At 54.9% G+C, this 22,211-nt stretch carries 19 protein-coding genes; 12 read left to right on the top strand and 7 right to left on the bottom strand.

The features are described from left to right. The first annotated feature begins 116 nt into the window (after positions 1–116). Genes ACZ47M_RS03450 through ACZ47M_RS03430 form a run of 5 tightly spaced genes read left to right on the top strand, consistent with a single transcriptional unit; the run spans position 117 to position 4,320 of the window. Complete coding sequence (locus ACZ47M_RS03450) at positions 117–1,475, top strand: SLC45 family MFS transporter (RefSeq protein WP_315340100.1); 1,359 nt, start codon at positions 117–119, stop codon at positions 1,473–1,475. A 57-nt stretch (positions 1,476–1,532) separates the two neighbouring features. Continuing rightward, complete coding sequence (locus ACZ47M_RS03445) at positions 1,533–2,789, top strand: MFS transporter (protein WP_315340097.1); 1,257 nt, start codon at positions 1,533–1,535, stop codon at positions 2,787–2,789. Positions 2,790–2,814: 25 nt separating this feature from the next. After that, complete coding sequence (locus ACZ47M_RS03440; RefSeq protein WP_315340094.1) at positions 2,815–3,117, top strand: nucleotidyltransferase family protein; 303 nt, start codon at positions 2,815–2,817, stop codon at positions 3,115–3,117. Then, entirely contained in the window at positions 3,114–3,455 is a 342-nt protein-coding gene (locus tag ACZ47M_RS03435; protein ID WP_315340091.1) for a HepT-like ribonuclease domain-containing protein, read from the top strand. Before ACZ47M_RS03440 ends, ACZ47M_RS03435 begins: the two co-directional genes overlap by 4 nt. A 1-nt stretch (position 3,456) precedes the next feature. Next, positions 3,457–4,320 (top strand): alpha/beta hydrolase, encoded by an 864-nt coding sequence (locus tag ACZ47M_RS03430; RefSeq protein ID WP_315340089.1) that lies wholly within the window; start codon positions 3,457–3,459, stop codon positions 4,318–4,320. 10 nt (positions 4,321–4,330) lie between these two features. Here the strand turns inward: ACZ47M_RS03430 and ACZ47M_RS03425 are convergent, their stop codons facing one another. The 4 genes from ACZ47M_RS03425 to gcvPA all read right to left on the bottom strand — a co-directional run bounded on the left by ACZ47M_RS03425 (position 4,331) and on the right by gcvPA (position 9,546). Further along, on the bottom strand, positions 4,331–5,557 hold the full coding sequence (locus tag ACZ47M_RS03425) for an ABC transporter permease (protein ID WP_315340087.1): 1,227 nt from the start codon (positions 5,555–5,557) through the stop codon (positions 4,331–4,333). Beyond that, entirely contained in the window at positions 5,554–6,441 is an 888-nt protein-coding gene (locus ACZ47M_RS03420; RefSeq protein WP_315340085.1) for an ABC transporter ATP-binding protein, read from the bottom strand. Before ACZ47M_RS03420 ends, ACZ47M_RS03425 begins: the two co-directional genes overlap by 4 nt. Positions 6,442–6,671: 230 nt before the next feature. Further along, positions 6,672–8,174 carry an aminomethyl-transferring glycine dehydrogenase subunit GcvPB gene (gene gcvPB, locus ACZ47M_RS03415; protein WP_315340953.1) on the bottom strand — a complete coding sequence of 501 codons (1,503 nt, stop codon included), beginning with the start codon at positions 8,172–8,174 and terminating at the stop codon, positions 6,672–6,674. Between the two features lie 10 nt (positions 8,175–8,184). After that, positions 8,185–9,546 carry an aminomethyl-transferring glycine dehydrogenase subunit GcvPA gene (gene gcvPA / locus ACZ47M_RS03410; protein WP_315340083.1) on the bottom strand — a complete coding sequence of 454 codons (1,362 nt, stop codon included), beginning with the start codon at positions 9,544–9,546 and terminating at the stop codon, positions 8,185–8,187. A 456-nt stretch (positions 9,547–10,002) separates the two neighbouring features. Between gcvPA and ACZ47M_RS03405 the strand changes: the two genes are divergently transcribed. Continuing rightward, positions 10,003–10,680: an HAD family hydrolase gene (locus tag ACZ47M_RS03405; RefSeq protein WP_315340081.1), complete on the top strand. Its 678-nt coding sequence runs from the start codon at positions 10,003–10,005 to the stop codon at positions 10,678–10,680. Here the strand turns inward: ACZ47M_RS03405 and ACZ47M_RS03400 are convergent. Further along, a complete protein-coding gene (locus tag ACZ47M_RS03400; protein ID WP_315340078.1) occupies positions 10,672–10,956 on the bottom strand; it encodes a hypothetical protein in 285 nt (94 codons plus the stop codon). The genes ACZ47M_RS03405 and ACZ47M_RS03400 overlap by 9 nt on opposite strands. A gap of 104 nt (positions 10,957–11,060) precedes the next feature. On the opposite strand from ACZ47M_RS03400, the gene ACZ47M_RS03395 reads away from it, so the two are divergent. Together ACZ47M_RS03395 and ACZ47M_RS03390 are read left to right on the top strand one after the other, a co-directional pair. Beyond that, a complete protein-coding gene (locus ACZ47M_RS03395) occupies positions 11,061–12,677 on the top strand; it encodes an ABC transporter permease (protein WP_315340075.1) in 1,617 nt (538 codons plus the stop codon). Continuing rightward, the gene (locus ACZ47M_RS03390) at positions 12,671–13,672 is read left to right on the top strand and encodes an ABC transporter ATP-binding protein (protein ID WP_315340073.1); all 1,002 of its coding nucleotides are present in this window, start codon (positions 12,671–12,673) and stop codon (positions 13,670–13,672) included. Before ACZ47M_RS03395 ends, ACZ47M_RS03390 begins: the two co-directional genes overlap by 7 nt. Here the strand turns inward: ACZ47M_RS03390 and ACZ47M_RS03385 are convergent. Further along, positions 13,658–14,800 (bottom strand): thiamine ABC transporter substrate-binding protein, encoded by a 1,143-nt coding sequence (locus ACZ47M_RS03385; RefSeq protein ID WP_315340070.1) that lies wholly within the window; start codon positions 14,798–14,800, stop codon positions 13,658–13,660. The two genes, ACZ47M_RS03390 and ACZ47M_RS03385, sit on opposite strands and share 15 nt — an antisense overlap. Before the next feature lie 290 nt (positions 14,801–15,090). On the opposite strand from ACZ47M_RS03385, the gene ACZ47M_RS03380 reads away from it, so the two are divergent. After that, the gene (locus ACZ47M_RS03380) at positions 15,091–16,653 is read left to right on the top strand and encodes a sodium-dependent transporter (RefSeq protein ID WP_315340067.1); all 1,563 of its coding nucleotides are present in this window, start codon (positions 15,091–15,093) and stop codon (positions 16,651–16,653) included. 153 nt (positions 16,654–16,806) lie between these two features. After that, on the top strand, positions 16,807–17,541 hold the full coding sequence (locus ACZ47M_RS03375; RefSeq protein ID WP_315340064.1) for an ATP synthase subunit B family protein: 735 nt from the start codon (positions 16,807–16,809) through the stop codon (positions 17,539–17,541). 270 nt (positions 17,542–17,811) lie between these two features. On the opposite strand, the gene ACZ47M_RS03370 is transcribed toward ACZ47M_RS03375, so the two are convergent. After that, on the bottom strand, positions 17,812–19,800 hold the full coding sequence (locus ACZ47M_RS03370; protein ID WP_315340062.1) for a 1,4-alpha-glucan branching protein: 1,989 nt from the start codon (positions 19,798–19,800) through the stop codon (positions 17,812–17,814). Between the two features lie 148 nt (positions 19,801–19,948). Here ACZ47M_RS03370 and ACZ47M_RS03365 point away from each other — a divergent pair, with 148 nt between their 5' ends. After that, complete coding sequence (locus tag ACZ47M_RS03365) at positions 19,949–20,209, top strand: hypothetical protein (RefSeq protein WP_315340060.1); 261 nt, start codon at positions 19,949–19,951, stop codon at positions 20,207–20,209. Positions 20,210–20,257: 48 nt separating this feature from the next. Then, positions 20,258–22,210, top strand: a complete 1,953-nt coding sequence (gene rqcH, locus ACZ47M_RS03360) for a ribosome rescue protein RqcH (RefSeq protein ID WP_315340058.1) — start codon at positions 20,258–20,260, stop codon at positions 22,208–22,210. The last annotated feature ends 1 nt before the right edge of the window (position 22,211 follow it).

Raw genomic sequence — 22,211 nt, 5'->3', positions numbered from 1 at the left:
TCATCGTTCACTTCCGTTCCCGCTTTCATTGCTCAGAAATGGGCTGGCAACCCTTAAAAGTTCCACTGCGAAATTCTTACGCCCTTTCAACAGCTTGCCAAATTGGGGGTGGAGATGTGGAGTTCAAGTATTCAAGGATATTCCTGCTCGGCTTCGGTTTCTTCGGTATAAGCATCATCTGGGCCCTCTACAACGCCTACATACCGATCTTCCTGCAGGACACCTTTGGCATGAACAAAACGGTGACGGGCTTCGTCATGACAATCGACAACCTCTTCGCTGTCCTGCTTCTCCCGTTCCTCGGTGCGCTCAGCGACATGACGCGGACGAGGCTCGGCAGGAGGAAGCCCTACATCCTCCTCGGCGCCCCATCCGCTGCCATAATGTTCGCTCTCATCCCAGTAGCGAGGAGCCATGGAAACCTCGCCCTCTTCATGGGGACGATAATCTTCATGAACTTCTTCATGGCCCTCTTCCGCTCTCCCGTTATCGCCTTCATGCCCGACATCACACCGAGCAAAAAGAGGAGCCAGGCCAACGGCATAATCAACTTCATGGGCGGCCTCGGAGCGCTTCTGGCCTACTTCGGGGGCAAAGCCCTCTACGATGTGAACTACGCCTACCCCTTCTACGCTGCTGCAGCCATAATGCTCCTGGCCAACCTCCTGGTTGTGCTCTTCGTCCCCGAGCCCGAGGAATACCGTGTTCCTGGAAAAGAAATCAGCGTTAGAAAGCTGCTCTCGGAGACGTCACGCAGGAGCTTTGGCGAGCTGAAGGAGAACCTAAGGGACGTCTTTGCGAGCCACGAGAGGAGTCTCTTGTTCGTACTGGTCTCAATCTTCCTCTGGTTCGTTGCTTTCAACTCCCTGGAGACCTTCTTCACCAGCTACTTCAAGTACCACCTGTTCGGGATCCCCGTGGGTGCCGCCGAGACCGAGTTCACGAGGAAGATTGAGAGCACCGGAGCTTTTCTGCTCGGCGCAGTCTCGCTCAGCTTCATGCTGGCCGCGATACCCGCGGGCTTTCTCGGGGCGAGAATTGGGAGGAAGAAGACCATAACCTTAGGCTTAGTCCTCATCTCCCTCGTGGTGGCTGGGGTATACTTCCTGGGTGAAACCTCCAAGCCCCAGAGTCCTTCCCTCTCTGACCCTGTCGTCATGGAGTTCATGGCCCTGTTCTTTGTTGCAGGGATAGGCTGGGCGATGGTCAACGTGAACTCCCTGCCGATGGTGGTGGACATGACTACTGAAGAAAGGCTCGGCGGCTACACGGGGCTTTACTACTTCTTCAGCCAGGCCGCCAACCTCGTCGCACCTCCGCTCGCCGGGGCCTTCCTCGACCTCATCGGCTACAAAACGCTCCTGCCCTTCGCGGTGGCGTTCTTCATACTGGCGGCGATAACGATGCAGTTCGTCAGGAAGGGCGACATAGTTAGGGGCAGGGGCAATGCCCTCGACTACCTGGGCACGGATTGAAATTTAATTTCCCAAAGCCAAAACATTGACAAGTTCATGGCAAATGGGGGTGAAACCGTGGAAAGGAAGGGACTCAACTGGAGTGTTGTGTTCGGTCTTGCTCTGCTCGGCTTCAGCAGGAGCATGGGGTGGGCCCTGAACAAGGGCTTCTCCTTTCCCCTACTCTCCGATTACACCACTTCCGCCTTTGTTAAGGGCAGCATCCTTGCTCTCGAGGGGTTTATTGGCCTGCTTGTCCCGCCGTTCCTGGGGTATTACAGTGATACCCTGAAGTCAGGGCACGGAAGGAGAAGGCCCTTCATCTTCGTCGGGGGTATTCTATCGGCCGTAGCTACGCTCATGATATGGACGGCCTATAGGATGGGCGTCCCGCTCTGGGGTTTTGCACTTAGCCTGGCGTTCCTCTACTTCTCGCTGCACCTCTACACTGCCCAGTTCAGGGCCTTGATGCCTGACACGGTCGAGAGTGGACAGCGGGGGAAGGCCAGTGGGGTAATTACACTCCTCGAGTGGGCGGGCAACCTGTTCCTCTTCGGCCTCGGCGGCTTTTTGGTGGCAAAGTACGGAAAAGGCTATATCGGGCCCTTCGGGCTTGCTGCCCTGTTCCTCTTCATGGCCGCTGCCTTCGTCTACTACAAGGTCAGGGAGCCTGAGGCACCGAAGATAGAGGAGAACGAGAGCCTCTCCGAGTACGTGAAGAGCATATTCACCACGAGGGACTTCCTAAAGTTCTACACGGCCCAGATACTCTGGTGGATGAGCTTTGAGTTCATAGCGATTTTCCTCTACGGCATACTGGCTTTCATACTTTATGGCTCAGCCACGGAGGAAAACATAAACACAGTAACGCCCATGGGCCTCTACCTCATGGCCCTCTTCAACGTCGCAGTCCTGCTCGGTTCCCTGCCCGGTGGCTATATCTACGATAAGGTTGGAAGGAGGCTCAGCATAATCCTCGGCGGTCTTATCTTTGCCCTCCCACTGCTCTGGGGCTGGTTCATCCACACTTCGGCACAGATATACGCAGCCCTTCTTGTGGCTGGAATCGGGTGGGGTACCCTCCTGGCGGCTTCCTACCCCGTCGTTGGTGACCTCCTCACAAAGTTCGAGAAGGAGGCCTTCACCGGCCGCTACTACGGAGTCTATGAAGCCACCAAGTCCATCCCTGTCCTTCTCGCTGGCACGATAGGAGGGGCCATAGTTGACCTCGCGGGCGGCAACTACCGCATCCTCTTCCCCATCGGGGCTGTGCTGGTGCTCATAGCCATGCCCCTAATCTGGAGCATGAAGGAGCTTGAGGTGAAGAACGGTTAAATATTTCTTTCCCATAATTTTCACGGTGAGAAGCGTGAAGAGCCTTAATGAGATAAAGACCATCCTCAGGGAGCACATGGACGAACTGAGGACAAAATATGGGGTTCGATCAATCGAGATTTTCGGATCCTACGTTCGAGGTGAGCAAAGGGAAGACAGCGACTTAGACCTTCTCGTTGAGTTCGAAGAGCCAGTTGGACTGCTGACGATCTCAATGCTCCAAGTTTACCTCTCCGGCCTGCTCGGAATCAAAGTGGACGTCATTCCCAAGGACTCACTGAGGCGGGAGCTGTGGGACAGTGTGAGCAGGGAGGCAGTAAGGGTATGAGGAGATATGACCTCTACATTAAGGATATCCTGGAGCACATAGAAAAGGCCCAGCGCTTCGTTGAGGGAATGGACTTCCAAGAGTTTGTTAGAGATGAAAAGACGATGTACGCCGTTATCAGATGCATAGAGGTCATTGGCGAGGCTGCCAAGGCAGTTCCTGCAGAGATCCGCGAGAAGTATCCCGAAGTACCGTGGAGGGCTATAGCGGGAATGAGGGACAGGCTGATCCACGGCTATTTTGGTATAAACCCTGAGATTGTCTGGATCACCGTTGTCAAGGATCTGCCTCCTTTAAGGGAGAAGCTCAAAAAGATTCTCGAAAAGGAGGTGATATAAGATGATTCTCCATGTCGTTATCATCGTGATTCTTTTGCTTCTCGCCTTCTCTGCCTTCGTTGGCTATAAGATGGCGAAGCCGCCGAGGCTCATCGGAGAGTGGACACCCAAAGACCTCGGCTTTGACTACGAGGATATAACCTTCGAGACCGAGGACGGGCTTAAGCTCAGCGGATGGTGGATCCCGAACGGAAGCGATAAAACGGTCATTCCACTGCACGGCTATACTGCGAGCAGGTGGTACGAGCTCTACATGAGGCCAGCCGTTGAGTTTCTCCTCAAAGAGAACTACAACGTCCTCGTCTTTGACTTCAGGGTCCACGGGAAGAGCGGGGGAAATTACACGACAATCGGAGACAAAGAGATAGCCGACGTCAGGGCGGCCGTGAGATGGCTGAAGGAAAACCATCCGGAAGAAGCGAGGAAAATAGCCCTCTTAGGTTTCTCGATGGGTGCGATGCTCACCATACGCTCCTTAGTGGAGGTTGAAGAGGTCTGCTGCGGCGTCGCCGATTCACCACCCGTGAAGTTAGATAAGACCGGTGCGAGGGGCCTCAGATACTTCGCCGGCCTCCCTGAATGGCTCCACGTCTTTGTCAAGCCATTCACGAAGCTCTTCAGCGGCGGGAAGGAAGTTTACACCCTAAGCTATGCCGACAAAGTAAGAAAGCCGCTCCTCCTGATAGCTGGAGAGAAAGACCCGCTCGTGGCTGTGGAAGAGGTTCGGGAGTTCTACGAGCGCAACAGGGCCGTAAACCCCTACGTCGAGCTCTGGGTGACGGATGCACCCCACGTAAGGACTCTCAAGCTCCACCCAGAGGAGTGGAAGAAGAGAGTGAGAGAGTTCCTGAGGAAGTACCTCTGACGCTTTCCCCCTAAGTTAGCCTCTTAACGGCCCAGTTGTAGAGGAGCACCGCTATAAGGAGCATTCCAAGTGAGCAGGCGGCGAGCCACACCACATCGGGGAGCACCTCGCCCGGGGGCCTGTGGTAGAGCTCCAGCAGGCGGAGGTCCTTCAGCGCCCTTCCGAGCGGGAAGTAGTTCGCTATCGGCTTCGCCCAGCCGGGGAGTACGCTCTCCGGGATGACAATGCCCGCCAAAAAGAGAAGGGGCATTGAGATTAGGTTCACGAGGGCATTGGTGGCCTTCATGCTCCTCGTCCCCATCGCTATTGCGAGGCCGAGGCCCATTGAAAAGACCGCCGCTAACCCTATTATACCCCAGCCGGCCAGGCCCGGAAAGACAGTCTCGCCGAAGACGAGCCTGGAGTAGCCTATGCCTATCAGTATGCTCACCGCTATCACCGTGAAGGTCGAGAGCATCTTGCCAGCGAGAAAGTCCCAGGCCGTTGCCGGGGAAGCCGCTATCCTCCTCAGCGTCCCCTTCTCGATCTCCTCGAAGACCAGGCCCGAAACCGTGAGCATGGTCGCGAAGAGGAACTGAATACCTATGAAGCTCGTCACGTAGAACCGTATCGGCGATGGCGTTTCACCCTTCACCTTCTCCTCGTTGAGGTCGAGGGGGTCGATGAGGCCCACTAAGTATGCCTTCATCATGGCAGGTGAGAGGTTGGAGAGGTTCCCGGGGAGGTAGGCCTCCATGTAACCCAAGGTCACCTCGAGCCTTCTATAGGCCATCTCACGCTCGAACTCCGAGAGGAAGCCCCTTATGAGGCCGCTCGCTATCTGGTACTCCTGCGGGTCGCTCCTGTCAAAGTAGGCGTAGACCTTTCCCTGAAGGCCGTTGCTGACGTTTTCGCCGAAGCCCTTAGGAAACACTATCAGGGTGTCAATCTTACCTCCTTTTATCGCGTCGAGGCCCGCGCTCTCGTTTGGGTACTCAGTTACCCGGAAGACCCTCTGCCCCTCGATTGTGACGTTTTTCATTATCTCAACCACGTTGAGGGCGTTGAAGGGTGTGCTTTCGTTGAAGTGGACTATTCCAACGTCGATGACCGCCGGCGGGCTTGAGCCGCCCCATATGCTTCCCAAGAGGGTTATCCACATCAGCGGGAAAACGAATATCCAGAAAAGCGTCATTCTCTCCCTGCTGACCTCCCGGAGGTCTTTCAGGAGTATCCCCTTAACTGCCCTCGCCTTCATTCCAGCCCCCTCCCCGTGAGCCTGAGGAAAACGTCCTCAAGCGTTGGCTCCTCCACACGGATGCTCTTTATCTCGCTCCCGCTTTTCACGAGGGTCTCGACTATCAAAGGCAGAACGCTCCTCGGGTCTTCAACCGAAACCCGCAGGGAGTTCTCCCTCTCCACGGCCCGGAACTCCTTCGTAACTGCCCCAGTCCCCCTGAGGATTCCCTCAACCCGGATAACGCTCTCGTTTCCCGCCAGCTTTTTGAGTTCCTCCGGTGTCCCAACGGCTATCACCTTTCCCTCGTTCATTATCGCTATTCTATCCGCCAGGGCTTCGGCCTCCTCCATGTAGTGGGTCGCGAGGAGGACAGTCCTTCCTTCCCTCTTAAAGCCCCCAATCAGCTCCCAAAGCTCCCTCCGCGACGGCACGTCCAGTCCCGTGGAGGGCTCGTCCAGGATTAGGAGTCTCGGATCGTAGAGAAGCGCCACCGCCAGGTTTAGCCGTCTCTTGAAGCCGCCGCTCAGTTCCTTCGCTTTCTTCTTAGCAGGGAGGCTGAACTCCTCGATGAGCTCCCCAACCCTCTCCTTCGGGACGTCGTAGAGGTCTGCGTAGAACTCCAGGTTTTCCTTGACGGTTAGGGCATCGTACGCCAGGCTCTCCTGGGGGACATAACCAATCAACCGGGCGGTTTTCTTGGAGAGCGGCTCACCGAAGACCCTTACCTCGCCTGAATCATAGGAGAGCCCCTCGGCGAGTATCCTCATGAGGGTCGTCTTGCCCGCCCCGTTGGGCCCGAGCAGGGCAAAGACCTCCCCTTCCTCGACCTCAAGGTTTATTCCCTTGAGAGCGGTGAAGTCCCCGTAGCTTTTTCTCAGCTCTCTAACCTCGAGGGCCTTCACACGATCCACCCGCAATAAGAAACGCGCCGGGAGATATAAAACCACTGGAATTCAGAGCGGCCTCGGCTAACCCTCTTCTCCTCACCGGTCAGCGTGGCTAACGCTCGTCATCGGCCTCCTCAAGTTGGGGGAACCTTTTAAAAAGCAACCGCCAAAAGAAGAAAGGGGAATGAAGAGCGTTTACCGGCCGGATTCGCTACTGGATGAAGAGACTGGCACTGGCTGACCCCTTAGATATCTATCTCTCCCTTCTCCCTGAGCTCCCTGTACATGCGCCAGGTTATCACGGGCATCTTAGCCGCCAAAACGTCGTCAACCCTTCTGACGGCAGTGTTGTGGGGTGCGCCCTTCACGACCTCCGGGCTGGTGTAGGCTTCTTCGCTTATCTTCTTGAGGGCCTCAACGTATGCATCGAGCTCCTCCTTGCTCACTGTCTCAGTAGGCTCTATCATTAGGGCCTCGTGGACGATCAGCGGGAAGTAAACCGTTGGGGCGTGCATTCCGAAGTCAAGGAGCCTCTTGGCGACGTCCATCGCTGTGACACCGGTCTCCTTCTTCATTGGCTCGGCTGAAAAGACGGTCTCGTGCTTCCTGAGCTCTTTCCCGGGCAACTCGTAGCCTTTCGTTCCCTTCAGCTTCTTTGTAAGATAGTTCGCGTTGAGGACTGCCACCTCGCTGACCTCTTTGAGGCCTTCCCTCCCCATTACCTTGAGGTAAGTTAAAGCCCTCACGAGAACCGCAAAGTTTCCGTAGAGCTCCTTTACCTTGCCGATGCTTTTAGGCACATCGTAATCGAGGTAGTAGCGCCCGCCGTCGTAGCTCACGAGCGGAACCGGGAGGTAGTCCTTCAGGAAGTCCTTAACGCCGACGGGCCCGCTTCCAGGGCCGCCACCGCCGTGTGGAGTTGAGAAGGTCTTGTGGAGGTTGAGGTGCACCACATCAAAGCCCATGTCACCCGGCCTTATCTTTCCGAGGACCGCGTTGAGGTTAGCGCCATCGTAGTAGAGTAAGCCCCCTGCCTTGTGGACTATCTTCGCTATCTCCGGTATCTCGTCCTCGAAGATGCCGAGGGTGTTCGGGTTCGTGAGCATTAAACCAGCAGTCCTCTCGCTTACCGCGTTCTCAAGGGCTTCTAAATCAACGGTTCCGTTCTCGTTGGAGGGTATTTCGATGACCTTGAAGCCTGCCATGGCCGCGCTGGCCGGGTTCGTTCCATGCGCCGAATCTGGAACGAGCATTTCCGTCCTCTGGGTATCCCCGCGGTCGAGGTGGTAGGCCCGGATTATCAAAACTCCCGTGAATTCGCCGTTTGCTCCTGCCGCCGGCTGGAGGGTGAAGCGGTCCATGCCGGTTATTTCCTTCAGCCACTGCTCCAGCTCCCACATTACCCTGAGCGCTCCCTGGACGGTTCTCTCGTCCTGGTATGGGTGAACGTAAGCCACCCCCGGATGGGAGGCTATCTCCTCGTTAATCTTCGGATTGTACTTCATGGTGCACGAACCGAGAGGATAAATTCCGGAATCAACGCCGTAGTTCATCTCGCTCAGCCTTGTGTAGTGCTTGACTATCTCCGGCTCGCTCAGCTCCGGAAGGTTGAGAGAGCTCTTTCTCCTGAGCTTTTCAGGGATTTCAACTTTAACGTCCTCAACCGGCCTCGGAAGTGTGTAACCGACCCTGCCAGGCCTTGAGAGCTCAAATATGAGCGGTTCGTTCCATCTGGCCTGCCTGAACATTCCCACCACCTCACAGCTCCGCCTCACCTATTATCTCCTCCAGCGCTTCAATCAGCTTGTCAATCCACTCCTTCCTCGTCGTTTCAGTGGCTGAGAAGAGCGCCGTCTCGCCAAGCTCCGGGAAGTGCTTTCCGATGTAATAACCGCCGTGGATGCCCTTCTCCAGGAGCTTCTCGTGGATTACATCGTAGGGAACCTCAAAGCGGACTGGCACGTCTTTGAAGTAGAGCCCTTCGAAGGGAACCTCGCCGACTTCGGAAAGGCGCTTCTTGAGGTAGGCGGTGTTCTTGAGTATTATCTCGCCGAGCTCCGCCAGGCCCTTTGGTCCAAGCGTTGCGAGGTGTATGGCGGCTGCAACTGCAACGAGCGCCTCGTTTGAGCATATGTTCGAGGTCGCCTTCGCGCGCCTTATGTGCTGTTCCCTCGTCTGCAACGTCATCACGAAGGCCCTCTTTCCGTCAGCATCTCTGGTCATGCCGATTATCCTGCCCGGCATCTGGCGGATAATTGATCTATCGTTCTTCACCGCAAAGACACCCGCCCTTGGCCCGCCGAAGTTCATGGGATTGCCCAGGTACGCGGCCTCTCCAACGGCTATGTCGGCGCCCAGCTCTCCGGGGGCCTCAAAGACCCCGAGCATAGTCGGATCAGCCCCGACGACGAAGTAAGCCCCTGCCTCGTGGGCGATTTCTCCAATTTCCCTGATGTTCTCCTCAACAATGCCAAAGAAGTTGCTCATCTCGACGTAAACTCCGGCGGAGTCCTTCACTTCTTTCCTGAGCTTTTCGAGGTCGAGCTGACCCCCCTCGTCCCAGGGGACTTCGACTATCTCAAGCTCCGCTCCGAGGGTGTAGGTTCTGATCACCGCTTTCTTCTCAGGGCTTAGGGCCTTCGGGATCAGGAAGCGCTTCCTCTTGCCGTTGTGGAGCCTCACCGTCATCAGTGCCGCTTCCGCTATTGCAGTCCCCCAGTCGTACATCGAGGAGTTCACGATTGGAAGGCCATAGAGTTCAGCCATCATGCTCTGGTACTCAAAGAGGGCCTGGAGCATGCCCTGGCTTATCTCGGGCTGGTAGGGGGTGTAGGCGGTTAGGAACTCGCTCCTCTCGATGAGGTACTTGACGTGGGCTGGAACGTAGTGGAAGTACGTGCCCGCCCCCAAAAAGCTCGGCATCTCAAGGACAGTCCTGTTTTTGCCTAAAATTTCGTTCATCTCGGTGAAGACCTCGTATTCGCTCTTTCCCTCCGGCAGGTTGAACTCCTTGACCATGCCCTTGGGAACGTCGGAGAAGAGGTCTTCGATGGAGGAAAAACCGATTTCCTTCAGCATCTCCCCCTTATGGGCCGAGTTCGGGATGTAGTGCCTGGCCATGCCTATCACCTTCTGAGCTTTAAGATGCTCGCTGAAGGTTGGGCGAGGGAAATATATGCTTTATGCTTGGAAACGCTCACGTGAACAAAAATGTGCAGAAAAGGAAAGTCAGCCGGCAACGCCGGCGTCCTCAAAGAACTTCTCCATTAGGCCAGCCACGCTCCTTATGGTGTAGACCATGCTCTCGTAGACAGCCCACTGGATCTTGCTGTACTCCCTCCCGTCGAGGGTCCTGAAGCCGCTGAGGGAATTGACGTCGAAGCTGGCGTGGAGCTCGATGTTTCTTATGGCCCAGCCGTCAACGTCGTTGTCTAACCAGTCGTCCTTGTCGACGTGGGTGTAGATGTAGCCGAGGTGCCGGCAAAGCTTTAAAACGCCCGGTCCATGCTATGGCGTGACAATGATGCTCTTCCTGCAAGCACGTGAGAGCGGCCGCTTCTGCTCGGAGGTGGTTGAATGATAATAGCGTTTGACTTCGACGGAACCCTCGCTGACAGCTACTACTGCATCGAGGAGGCCTTCAGGAGAACACTGGAGAAACGCTACCGCTGGCTCCCGGGAAAGGCCCTCTGGGCAAAGCTCCTGACGAAACTGGTTCTCTTCACAGAGAGGCCGGCCTTTGGAAAGCACAACAAGAACTCGAAGCCGCCGTTCTTCCTCAGAACGAAGTTTTTTGAGGCCTGGTTCGAGGAGAGGGCGAAGCTGACGAAGCCGATAGACAACTCCCCAGAACTGCTCAGGAAGCTCAAGGAAGCTGGCCATACGGTCATCTCCTTCTCAGCCGAAGACTCCATAGAGGGCATGAAGGTGAGAAGGCTGAAGGAGATGGGCATCTACGACCTCTTCGATGATGTAATTGTCTTTGGAAGATACATGACGATGGCTGAGGCATTTCAGCTCGTCCGCGAGAAGTATGGAAACGATACCTTCATCTGGGTGGACGACAAGCCCTGGCGCTTCATCGGACACGGCGACGGGAACACCGAATACGTCTGGTACTACTTCCCGTTAACTGCCAGATTCGTGGAGGAGAAGAGAGAAATGCTGGCTTTAATTCCCCACCTGCACGTGATCAGGGACCTCTGGAGCGTCTTGGATGTCATCGAGAAGGTCAAGCGGGAGCGCTCATCCTGAGTCCGCGTTCGTGTACTCTATCGTGTCCTCTATGAACTCGTCGAACGTTTCCCTGTCGGTTTCCTCCAGCTCAAGGGTGAACTCCCTGCCGAGGGACCACCTGACGGCCACTTGGCCCTTCTTTCCCTCAACGAGGACTAACCCGAAGGGCAGATCTCCTGCCCAGTGGTGCTTGGTGAACTCAACGTCAAAGCCCTCCTCCCTGAGCTTTTGCAGGATGACCTCGTGGGTCTTGTGCGGGCCGTAGGGGCTCCTCGCTCTTCCGATGTAATACATTTCTACCCACCATTGGGCAGTTGGGAAACGGGACTTAAAACCTTTTCGGCCAGCCTAACATTTTAAAGGACAACGTTTTAAGGCCAAGATGGGTAGGGATTCCGATGAAGTGGAAGAGACTGGGCCCCCTGATGCTCATCCCCCCGCTGGTCTTTCTCCTGCTGTTCTTCTACTATCCGGTATTCCTCATTCTAAGGGACGGCCTGTCCCCGGGTGCCCTCGGCGAGGTATTGGGGGATTCCTACTACAGAAAGGTCATCCTCTTCACGTTCGAGCAGGCGATAGCTTCGACCATCTTAACGCTCGCCCTCGGTCTCCCAGGGGCTTACCTCTTCGCCAGCTACGACTTCCCGGGAAAGCGCTTCCTGAAGGCCCTCCTGACGGTTCCATTCGTCATGCCGAGCATAATGGTCGCCATGGGCTTCATCATTCTCTTCGGCAGGAACGGGGTTGTAACAAACCTGATCGGCAGGGATCCGGGGATAATCTACTCCTGGAAGGGCATAATCTTAGCTCACGCGTTCTACAACTTCCCCGTTGTAGTTAGAATGGTCTCGGCCCTCTGGCAGAGGATAAACCCCCACTACGAGGAAGCGGCCATGAGCCTCGGGGCGAGGGGCTTCACGCTCTTCAGAAAAGTTATCCTCCCGATGCTTTATCCCGGAATACTGGCCTCTTCCATGCTAACCTTCATCTTTTCCTTCCTCAGCTTTTCGATACCGCTGATAGTGGGCGGCTACAAATACGCCACCCTCGAGGTGGCCATATTCACCGAGATAATGACCCTTCTGGACTTCAGGAGGGGCTCGGCCTTAGCGGTTATCCAGCTGGCGCTGAGCTTTACCTTCATGTACGCCTACCTCAAGAGCCTGGAGCTCTACTCCCGGGCCGAAGAGCAGAAGGTCTTCAGGAGGGCCGAGAGGTTAACAGCTAAGGAGATCCTCAGCGTCAAAGGCCTTCTGATCTTCCTTTACTCAGTCGTGGTTGCGCTCTTCATAGTGGCCCCCCTCCTGGCTGTCGTCTACGAGTCCTTCACCTACGGCGGAAGGCCGATGCTCCTCTGGTACAGGCGCCTCTTTGAGGCTGAATACAACCCCCTCTTCGCCTCGGACAGTCTGCACGCGATAGGATACACCTTCCTCTTCGGCTTCTCAACGGTTTTCCTGAGCCTGCTCGTAGCCCTCCCGATAGCCTACGCCCTGCGGAGATGGCGTTTCCCCGGGAGGAGGATCTTTGACACCGCCGTTATGCTCCCCCTGGGCTCTTCGGCGATAATCATAGGGCTGGGCTACATAAAGGCCTTCCACAGTAAGCTCCTCCTGCTCGGCAGCCCCTACTTAATAGTCTTCGCCCACACCGTTATAGCCTACCCCTTCGTCCTAAGGGCCCTGTTAGCATCCCTGGGCAAGATAAAGAGGAACCTCCACGAGGCGGCCTTAACCTTAGGTGCCAGGGATCTGACGGCATTTCTGAAGGTGGAGCTCCCCTTAGCTTTCGGCGGACTTCTCGTTGGAGCCATATTCGCCTTCGCCATGAGCGTCGCCGAACTCGGGGCAACCTACATGATCTATAAGCCAGAATACACGACCGTCACGATAGCCATCTACAAGTACCTCGGAACCAGGCAGTTCGGCCCGGCATCGGCCATGGGGGTGATTCTAATCCTCGTGAGCCTTGCTGGCTTCCTGATAATCGAGAAGACCGGTGAGGAGATATGGTAAAGGTGAGGCTTGAGGGGATCAGGCTCGTTAGGGAAGGGTTCACCCTGAGCATTCCAGAACTTGAGGTCAGGGACGGTGAGCTTCTCACTATATTAGGGCCGAGCGGTTGCGGTAAAACAACGACCCTGAGGATAATAGCCGGCCTGGAGAAGGCAGAGGGCAGGGTTTTCTTCGGCGGGGAAGACGTTACTGACAAGGAACCCTACGAGAGGAACATCGGCCTTGTTTTCCAGGATTACGCACTCTTTCCCCACATGACCGTTTTTGAAAACGTGGCCTTTGGGCTGAAGCTGAGGAAACTGCCAGGGGATGAAATAGAGCGCAGAGTTAGAGAGGTTCTTGAATTAGTTGGCCTGGAGGGGATGGAAAAACGCTATCCTGAGCAGCTCAGCGGTGGTCAGCAGCAGCGCGTGGCTCTGGCCAGGGCCCTTGTCATAGAGCCCCTCGTCCTCCTCCTCGATGAGCCGCTCAGCAACCTGGATGCCAGAATCAGGGAAAGGCTAAGGCGGGAGATAAGGAGGATCCAGCGGGAAACCGGGACTACGGCTGTATACGTCACCCACGACCAGGAGGAGGCAATGGCAATAAGCGACAGGATAGCGGTAATGAACGCCGGAAGAATCCTCCAGGTTGGGGAACCTCTGGAGCTCTACTACCGGCCAAAGAGTGAGTTCGTGGCCAGGTTCCTTGGAAAGGCCAACCTCCTCGAGCTCGAAAGCAAAAACGGAAGGGCCTGTCTCGGCAGGCTGTGCTTCGAAGTTGGCAGAGAGGGGCATGTCAGGGTGTTCTTCAGGCCCGAGAGCGTTGTCGTAACGGAAGGGAACGATGCGGAGGTTCTGGAATACGAGATCCTGCCGGGCAGGGTGCGGATGATCCTCGAACTGGAGGGGAAAGAGATAACGGCCGAAATTCCCTTACCAGAGTTGCCCTTTAACCTGAAGGAAATTCCGAAAAAAGTGGGGATAGAGGTTAGAGCCTACTCAACCCTCCCTTGAGGCCTTTATCTCCTCCGGGCTCTTGCCCTGGACCATGAGCTGCACCCACTCTCTTATCCAGCGGTCGAAGTTCTCCCTCACGTACTCCGGGTCGAGGCTAACTGGCCTGATCTCCTCGAGTGGAACGGCGTACCTATAGACGTCCGGGAGCTTAATGGCTGGATTAACTGGATACATCCACTGGTTGGTTGGCACTTCGCCCTGGAAGTCTTCGGTCAGGAGCCACTCTATGAACTTCTGGGCGAGGGCTTTCTTCTTGGTGCCCTTGACTATTCCCGCGCCCTCAACCTGGAGGTAGTTGCCCTCTCCGAAGGCCACTGCCCTGACGTTGGTGTTGTTTTCGTAGTAAACCGTAGCCGCTGGTGATGTGGAGTAGCTCAGAACCAGGGGATAGCCCTCCTGCATGAACTTTCCATACCACGCATCGCTCCAGCCTTCTGTTATAACAACGCCGTTCTCTCTGAGCTTCTCCCAGTAGTCAAGGTAGCCGTCGTCGCCGTAGACGGCTATCGTCCACAGGAGAAACGCCGCGCCAGGTGAGCTTGTTCTCGGGTCTTCGATGACGAGTTTGCCCTTCCACTCGGGCCTGGTGAGGTCTTCAAAGCTCTTCGGCGGCTCGCTGACCCTGTCAAGTCTGTAGTTTATGGCTATGTACCCATAGTCGTAGGGGATCAGGTGGTAGGTTGGGTCGAGCTTCTCGATGAGCCATTCCGGAACGAGGTCTATGTTCTCCGGTTTGTAGGGGTCGAGGATTCCGGCTTTTATCGCTTTCGCGGCGAGGCTGTTGTCTATGCCTATAACCACGTCCGCCTGGGGATTGTCCTTTTCAAGGATCAGCCTGTTCAGGAGCTGCCCTGCGTCGCCAACGGTGATGAGCTTTACCTTAACCCCGTATTTCTCCTCGAACTTTGGAAACGCGGCTCTGGCGATGTATTCAAAGCTGTCATAGGAGTACACCACAAGGGTTTCAGGCTTGGAACTGGTGGCAGTTTTTTCGCTCCCCGAGGTTGTGGTGTTCTGCAAGGTTCCGGCGGAACTGGTTGTAGTTTTTTCGCCTCCCGAGCCTATGCAGCCCAAGGAAAAGGCGAGCACAAACATGAGCAGGATGGCGAGGGTTTTTGACTTCACGCTCCCACCTCCAAAATCAAGTTTTTGTTTTTCATAACCAGGTCTTTGCGGGGATTAATAAACTTTGCCGGGCGGACGCTGCTTATGTCATTCCGAGTAGTATTCACCGTTTCTGCCATAGACATACTTCGGAAAATCCTTGCAGGTTGTATTATTCTGCCAAAAGTTGAACGAAAACTGTGATGGATGTCCGAAAGGGTTTTAAGGATGTCCGCCATAGAGATTTACTGTCCCATCTTGTCCCCGGATACATTTTTGTTTTCCTGGGGTGTACCCAAATAAGGGGGTGAATGGAATTGGAGCAGAGGGATAAGTGGGCAACTAAACTCGGTTTGATTTTGGCCATGGCAGGAAACGCCATTGGCCTTGGCAACTTCGTCAGGTTCCCGACGCAGGTGGCCCAAAACGGCGGCGGCGCATTCATGGTGCCGTACTTTGTGGCACTGTTCTTCCTCGGTATTCCAGTGATGTGGATTGAGTGGGTAGCGGGTCGCTATGGTGGCAGGTATGGCCACGGTACCCTCGGTCCAACGTACTACCTCATGGCCAGGGAGAGCCTTAAACCAAGGAGCGCGCTCTGGATGGGTGTTATATCAGGAATGCTCGCCTCCTCTCTGACGGTGCTCCTCAACAGCTACTACCTGCACCTCGTAGGCTGGTCAGCGGCGTACTCCTGGTTCAGCATAACCGGGGCCTACTTCAACCAGAACCCGGGAGACTTCTTCACCAACTACCTCGGCAACCACGCCCAGGTCTTCCTGTTCTGGGGCATAACAATGATACTGCTCGCTATAGCCGTTGGTCAGGGTGTCAGCAAGGGAATAGAGAGGTGGGTCAAGGTAATGATGCCGTTGCTCTACATATTTGCCATCATCCTGGCCGGCTACGTCTTCGTCCTAGGCTCCCCCGTTGACCCCAACTGGAACACCATAGATGGCTTTAGGTTCGTTTGGAGCCCCAACTGGAGCTACCTAGGAAACAACCTGTGGAAAGTAATGCTCGCGGCAACTGGACAGATATTCTTCACCCTCTCGCTCGGCATGGGTATCATCCAGAACTATGCCAGCTACCTTGGCCCCAAGGATGACGTCGCGTTGAGCGGTCTCGCGACTGTTTCACTCAACGAGTTCGCCGAAGTTGTCCTCGGCGGTTCAACAGCCATACCCCTTGCCACTGCCTATGCTCCCAAGATCGTTCCGGCGGATGTCCTCGCCCAGGGCAAGAGTGAGGCACTCGCCTGGATCGGCCAAAAATTCGGTCTTGGCTTCGCATACACCAGCCTGCCGAACGTCTTCGTCAGCATGGGCAGTGCTGGAAAGCTCTTCGGTGCGATTTGGTTCCTCCTCCTCTGGTTCGCGGGCTTTACATCGGCCATAGCCATGTACAACTATCTAACGGCAATGCTTGAGGAGGACCTCAACATCAAGAGGAGCATTGGCACCTGGCTGGTATTCCTGATATACCTCATAATGGGCCTGCCAGTCGTTTACATCGATGGCTATATGGATCAGGCTGACGCTTGGGTCAGCTTCCAGCTGACACTGCTGGCTCTCTTTGACATCATAGTAGCGGTCTACCTATTCAAGCCCGACAACTTCTGGAAGGAACTCCACGAGGGCGCATGGATGGAAGTTCCCGGCTGGTACAAGCCAATAATCCTCTACATCGCCCCAATACTACTGTTGCTCCCACTAATCGGAATGTTCAGGGACCTAGTTGGATCAACGCTGGAGTGGCCTGCAAGGATAGCCATAATAGTACTGCTTGCCTTAGGTGCCATAGAGAGCTACTACTCAATCAAGAAGAAGTACGCAGAGGAGCTGGAGAAGAACGAGGTCATCATAAGGGTCTGAGGTGGTGAAAATGGAAAGCTGGGTAATCTACATGCTAGCGGCATGGCTCGTTATTTTCGCCTTGATGGGCTGGAGCATTGGAAGGCTCCTCAAAGCAGAGAAGGCAAAAGGGTCTTAAGCCTTCTTTTCTTTTCAAATTTTGGAGGTGTTGACGTGAAGAGTAGGGACATTCTGCTCGAAACAGCCGAGGTTCTCGAATCAATTCTCGATAGAATTGAAGGCATCACGCTCCTCACCAGTAAAGAAAAGGAGCGCGTGAAGGAAATACTAAGCGAGGCATCCCGGAACTTCAAAAAGCTCGCAGAAGAGGCCAAGAATGACAACGAAGAGCTCGCGGAGTTCTTTTTCAAGAAAGCGAAGGAGCTTAAGGCCATGAGCACGGACAAGGCCATTGAGAAGGAAGGAAAGAGGAACTACATGAGGCTCGCCGAGAGAATGCTTCTTTATTCTCGCTCGGCCTGGTATGACCTCGTTCCCGAGAAGATGAAGGAACTGAAGGGGGTCTACCGGAAGTACCTTTTCGGGATGACGGCGTTCTTCATGCTCACCGGCTTCTACCTGAACCCATTCCTCTCAATAACGGCCCTGATCCTGGCGATCCCCATAATCCTTTCAATGCTCTCACTCCAGAGAAGGGGCTACCTGGGTCTCCTCCTTGCGTATTCCGCCATCCCAATACCTATTATAGTTGGAGCCATGGCGCTGAGTTACGGCATGAGAAACCTAAACGACTCCTCGAAGATAGCAGAAATAGCCCAGCACCTCGGCAAGAGCACAGCCTTCGCAAAGGGCTACCTGATCGTCCTCGTGTTGCTAGCGGCCGTGGAACTTTACCTGGTGCTGAGTTCGGTCGTGGGACTCTACAAACACAGGCACGCTTTCCTTTAGTGGAGGGCCCCGTTGCCCCTTCCCCCGGTTCTTATTCTTATCGCTCCCTCAGCCAGGATCACAAATATCCCCTGCTTAGTATTTCTGTTTGCTCAAGGTCGCTGTCCTTAACCACTATCTCAAGCTCAATCTGTGGGCAGCAAGTCGCAGGGAAGCATCCCCTGAGCTCCCCTTTCCTGGACTGAGAAGACCGCCGGGGGCATGAATCCTGGGCTTTTGAGGGTCCCAAAATAAACAGGGCAAAGCCCCGAAAAGGGTTTTGAAAAAATGTCATTTAACCTGCTCAATGAACTTCCTGAGCCTCTTCACGGAGATCCGGGTTTTTCTGGCGAGCTCTTCTGGATCGGCCTTTCTCAGGTCTTCAACGCTTTCAATGCCCGCTTCTCTGAGCTTTGCCAGCGTTTTTGGCCCGATGCCCTTTATCGAAAGCAGGTCGCTCTCCCCCGCTTCCCTTTTTTTGGCCTTTTTGGAGGACTTTCCAGCGACTTTCTTTTTCTTCTTTAGCGATTCAACGACGGCCCTCTTCTTCCCCCGTGATTTCACCGTTTCAACGGCTATGGCAGTTGAGTAAGCCCTCGTCTCTGTCGGCTTTTCTGCCTCCCCCTTCTCCGGCGGAACTTCCGGCGGTTCAACGTACTCCTCAAGCTCCGGCGGATTCTCGCTGATGTAGTGCTCAACCAGCACCGGCTTGAAAGCGTTGTCGCGCTCCTCGAGCTCTTCGAGGAGTTTCACGTCGAACTCCCCGCTCTTCACGTACTTCACGACCTCGTTCGCCAGCCTGTGGAAGTCCCTGCTGTGGACTAAAACCCTCCTCTTGCCGTACTCCTTCGCCTGGCCCGTAGTTATTAAGAACTGCCAGTCGCTGGCCTCCAAAATCAAAAGCTCCCTTGCGAGCTGCTCGATGGCCCTGTTGGTCAGCCCGTCCTTACCGTAGAAGCGACTCGCTATAGCCACCATCCTGTCCTCGGCCCTGTAGACGTGTTCCCACGTCCATTCAGTTTCCTTATTCCACCACGTCGAGTGGTCGGAGTTGGCACCCCAGGAGCCCTCCGGGAGCTCTATTTCGTGCCTCTCGGCTGAGTAATCCTCAAGGAACCTCGAGAGCGTCGTTGTCTTTATGCCCCTCAGGGCCATCAGCTCCAGGACTCTTCCGAGCCATTTAACGCCCTCGAACCACCAGTGGCCGAAGAGCTCGGTGTCGTAGGGCGAGACTATTATTCCCTTCTCCCCGGTCTTTTCTTCGTATTCCCTCAGGAGCCCCTCCACAAGTAAGACGAAGTGCCTCGCGTGCTCTTCGACGCGCTCCATGGCCTTATCGGGATCGTAGAACTCTTTTTCGCCTATATCAACGTCCTTGCTCGTTATCCTCCAGTACTGGCCACCGCTCTCTGGAGCCTTCTTGTGGAACTCCCTGTACCAGAAGTCGCCAGGGTAGCCAAAGTGGGCGCTCCAGACCTGGTGGCCGGTTTCCCTGTTCCTCGCGAAGACGGCAACGTTAGAACCCTTTATCCAGTAGGGTCTGAGCGTGCTCTTCCCACCTTCGTAAACCTCAACCTCACCGTAAACCTTGCTTGCCGGCCCTTCATCAATTAGCCTGCTCTCAACGAAGAAGTACTCAAGGCCAAACTCCTCGAGGAACTCCTCAATGCCCCTTCTCCTGACCCTCCTCCCACCCGGTAGCTCCCACTCGCCGGAAGGCCTGTAGGCACATTCAGGTAGCCATATTCCCCTCGGCCTTCTCCCGAAGTGCTTTTCATAGGTGGCGACGCCGTTGGCTATCTGGGCCCTTATCGCCTCGTCCCTCCCCAGGAGGGGCAAATAACCGTGCGTCGCCGCGGAGGTTATTACCTCGATGTAGCCCTTATCCTGGAGTTCCCTGAGCTTTCCGAGGATGTCGCCGTTTATTGCCTTCCAGTAGCTGTAGACTTTCCAGAAGTAGTTAAGCATGTGGGAAACAGCTTTTTCATCGTATTTGCCCGACTTCAGGTCTTCTTCCATGGCCTTAAGCTTTCTCTCCATGTATTTTTCAAACTCGGACTTCATGTAGTCATCTGCCAGCTGCTCCGCCAGTACGGGGGTTACGTTTATTACAAGGCCGAACTGGATCCCTGAATCCACAAGACGCTCCAACTCCATGAGGAGTGGCACGTACGTTTCGCTTATTGCTTCAAAGACCCATTCCTCTCCGAATGGCCATTTTTCGTGCTTTCTAACGTAGGGGATGTGAGTGTGGAGAACAAACGCAAAGTACCCCCTCATTATATCACCATCGGTGGTTACACATCTGGGTATTTAACCTTAGCGTGTCCCCACCCGCTCATTGGCTGAAAGATGTACATCAGACTTGAGGCAAACAGCTTTTAAGGGGAAGCACCTTATCCAAGACGACCCCAAAATTAACGGGGTGATGGACGTGGAAGTTTTAAAAGGGGAATCGGGCGATAGACTGCTGGCCGGAATAGTGGGGGTGTTACTACTTGGAGAGGTAATATCCCTCCTGGGAATGCCAATAGATGGTGCTGTAAAGCTTGGAAAACCCATTTTTGACATAGGTGTAGCGGGGGCATTGTGGGTTTTCCTGCAGGAGCTCTTTGGAGGGGACAAAAGCGATATTTACAGGGCGGCCCTCGCGATAAGCGTAGCGGTTCTAATAGCTTTTGCCTGGTGAGGAAGGCAACCCTTTAAACCCCCTTTCTGACTCTTTTTCGGTGGGAAGATGAAAGAAGAGATGAGTTCCGTTGACATACGCTACATAGTCCGGGAACTCCAGTGGCTGGTTGGCTCTCGCGTTGACAAGGTATATCACGAAGGGGACGAGATAAGGATAAAGCTCCACACGAAAGAAGGCAGGGCCGACTTAATCCTCCAGGCGGGAAAGAGGTTTCACCTGACGAGCTACGTCAAGGAGGCACCGAAAGAGCCCTCAGGCTTCACGATGCTCCTCAGGAAGCACCTAAGTGGAGGCTTTATAGATGCCATAGGGCAACACCAGTTCGACAGGATCGTGAAGATAAGAGTCGGGGACTACACCCTCATCGGCGAGCTCTTCAGAAGCGGTAACATCGTCCTCGTTGACTCGGAGAACAGGATAATCTCAGCTCTACGTTATGAAGAGTACAGGGACAGGGCCATAAAGCCCAACGCCGAGTACATCTTTCCACCGGCGAGGGAGAACCCGCTGGAGGTCTCTTTTGAGAGGTTTCTTGAGCTCATGAGGGAAGAGGGAGACCTTGAGCTGGTAAGGGCCCTGGCCAGAAAGCTCAACATGGGCGGCCTCTACGCGGAGGAGATATCCCTAAGGGCCGGCTTCGAGAAGACGACGCCCGTTAAGGGGCTGAGCGATCGGGATCTCCTAAAGGTTTACGAGGCCATGCTGGGCACGTTCAACGACGAGCCAAGGCCCAACATCGTCTTCAAGGACGGCAACATGCACGACGTCGTCCCAATAGAGCTTAAGGTCTACGGGGGGCTTGAGAAGAAGTATTTCAGCACCTTCAGCGAGGCCCTGGATGAATACTTTGGCAGGATAACCGTCGAAAAAGCCAGGATAGAGCAAACCCAGAAGCTCGAAGCAAAGAAGAAGCAACTCCTGATGACGTTAGCAAAGCAGGAGGAGATGCTAAAAGGCTTTGAAAAGGCCATGAAGGAGAACCAGGAGCTGGGCGACCTCATTTACGCGAACTATCCCGTGGTCGAACGCCTCCTTGGGGAGTTCAAAAGGGCCACGGAAAAGCTCGGCTGGGAGGAGTTCAAAAAGAGAATCGAGGAAGGCAAGAAGGCCGGAAACAGGGTTGCCCTGATGGTGAAGGAAATAGACCCAAAGGAGAAGGCTGTGACTGTGGAGCTCGAGGGGAGGGAGGTGAAGCTTCACTTAGACAAAAGCCTCGGGGAGAACGCTGAACTCTACTATGAGAACGCCAAGAAGTTCAGGCACAAGTACGAGGGGGCCCTCAAGGCCTACGAGGACACCAGGCGGAAGATTGAGGAAATCGAGAAGCTTATAGAGGAGGAGATGAAAAAGGAACTGAACGTCAGGAGAATCGAGGGGAGAAAGAAGAAGTGGTTCGAGAAGTTCCGCTGGTTCGTTTCGAGCGAGGGCTTCTTAGTTTTGGCCGGTAAAGACGCGAACACAAACGAGATCCTCGTAAAGAAACACATGGACAAGAATGACCTCTACTGCCATGCAGACGTTTACGGGGCACCGCACGTCGTCATTAAGGACGGCCAGAAGGCCGGGGAAAAGACAATCTTTGAAGCCTGCCAGTTCGCGGTTTCGATGAGCAGGGCGTGGAGCCAGGCCCTCTATTCGGCCGACGCCTACTGGGCTTATCCCGAGCAGGTGACGAAGCAGGCCCCGAGCGGGGAATACCTGGGTAAGGGCGCCTTCATGGTCTACGGCAAGAGGAACTGGCTCCACGGACTGCCACTAAAGCTGGCAGTTGGCGTTGTAAACTATGAGGGCGAGGATTTCATTCTCTGCGCCCCCCCTGATGCTGTGAAAGTCCACGCAAAGAGCTACATCGTCATAAGGCCCGGAAAGCTGAAAAAGGGCGAGCTCGTCAAAAAGATAAAGGCGATCCTCGAAAAGTGGGGTTACAAAGTCCGGGAAGAGGACCTCAACGCTATCCTTCCCCCGGGGGGAGGAGAGATAGAAGAGGTGGCGGGGTGAT

The sequence above is a fragment of the Thermococcus waiotapuensis genome (genome assembly GCF_055384795.1).
This window is presented reverse-complemented; position numbering and strand designations above follow the sequence as displayed.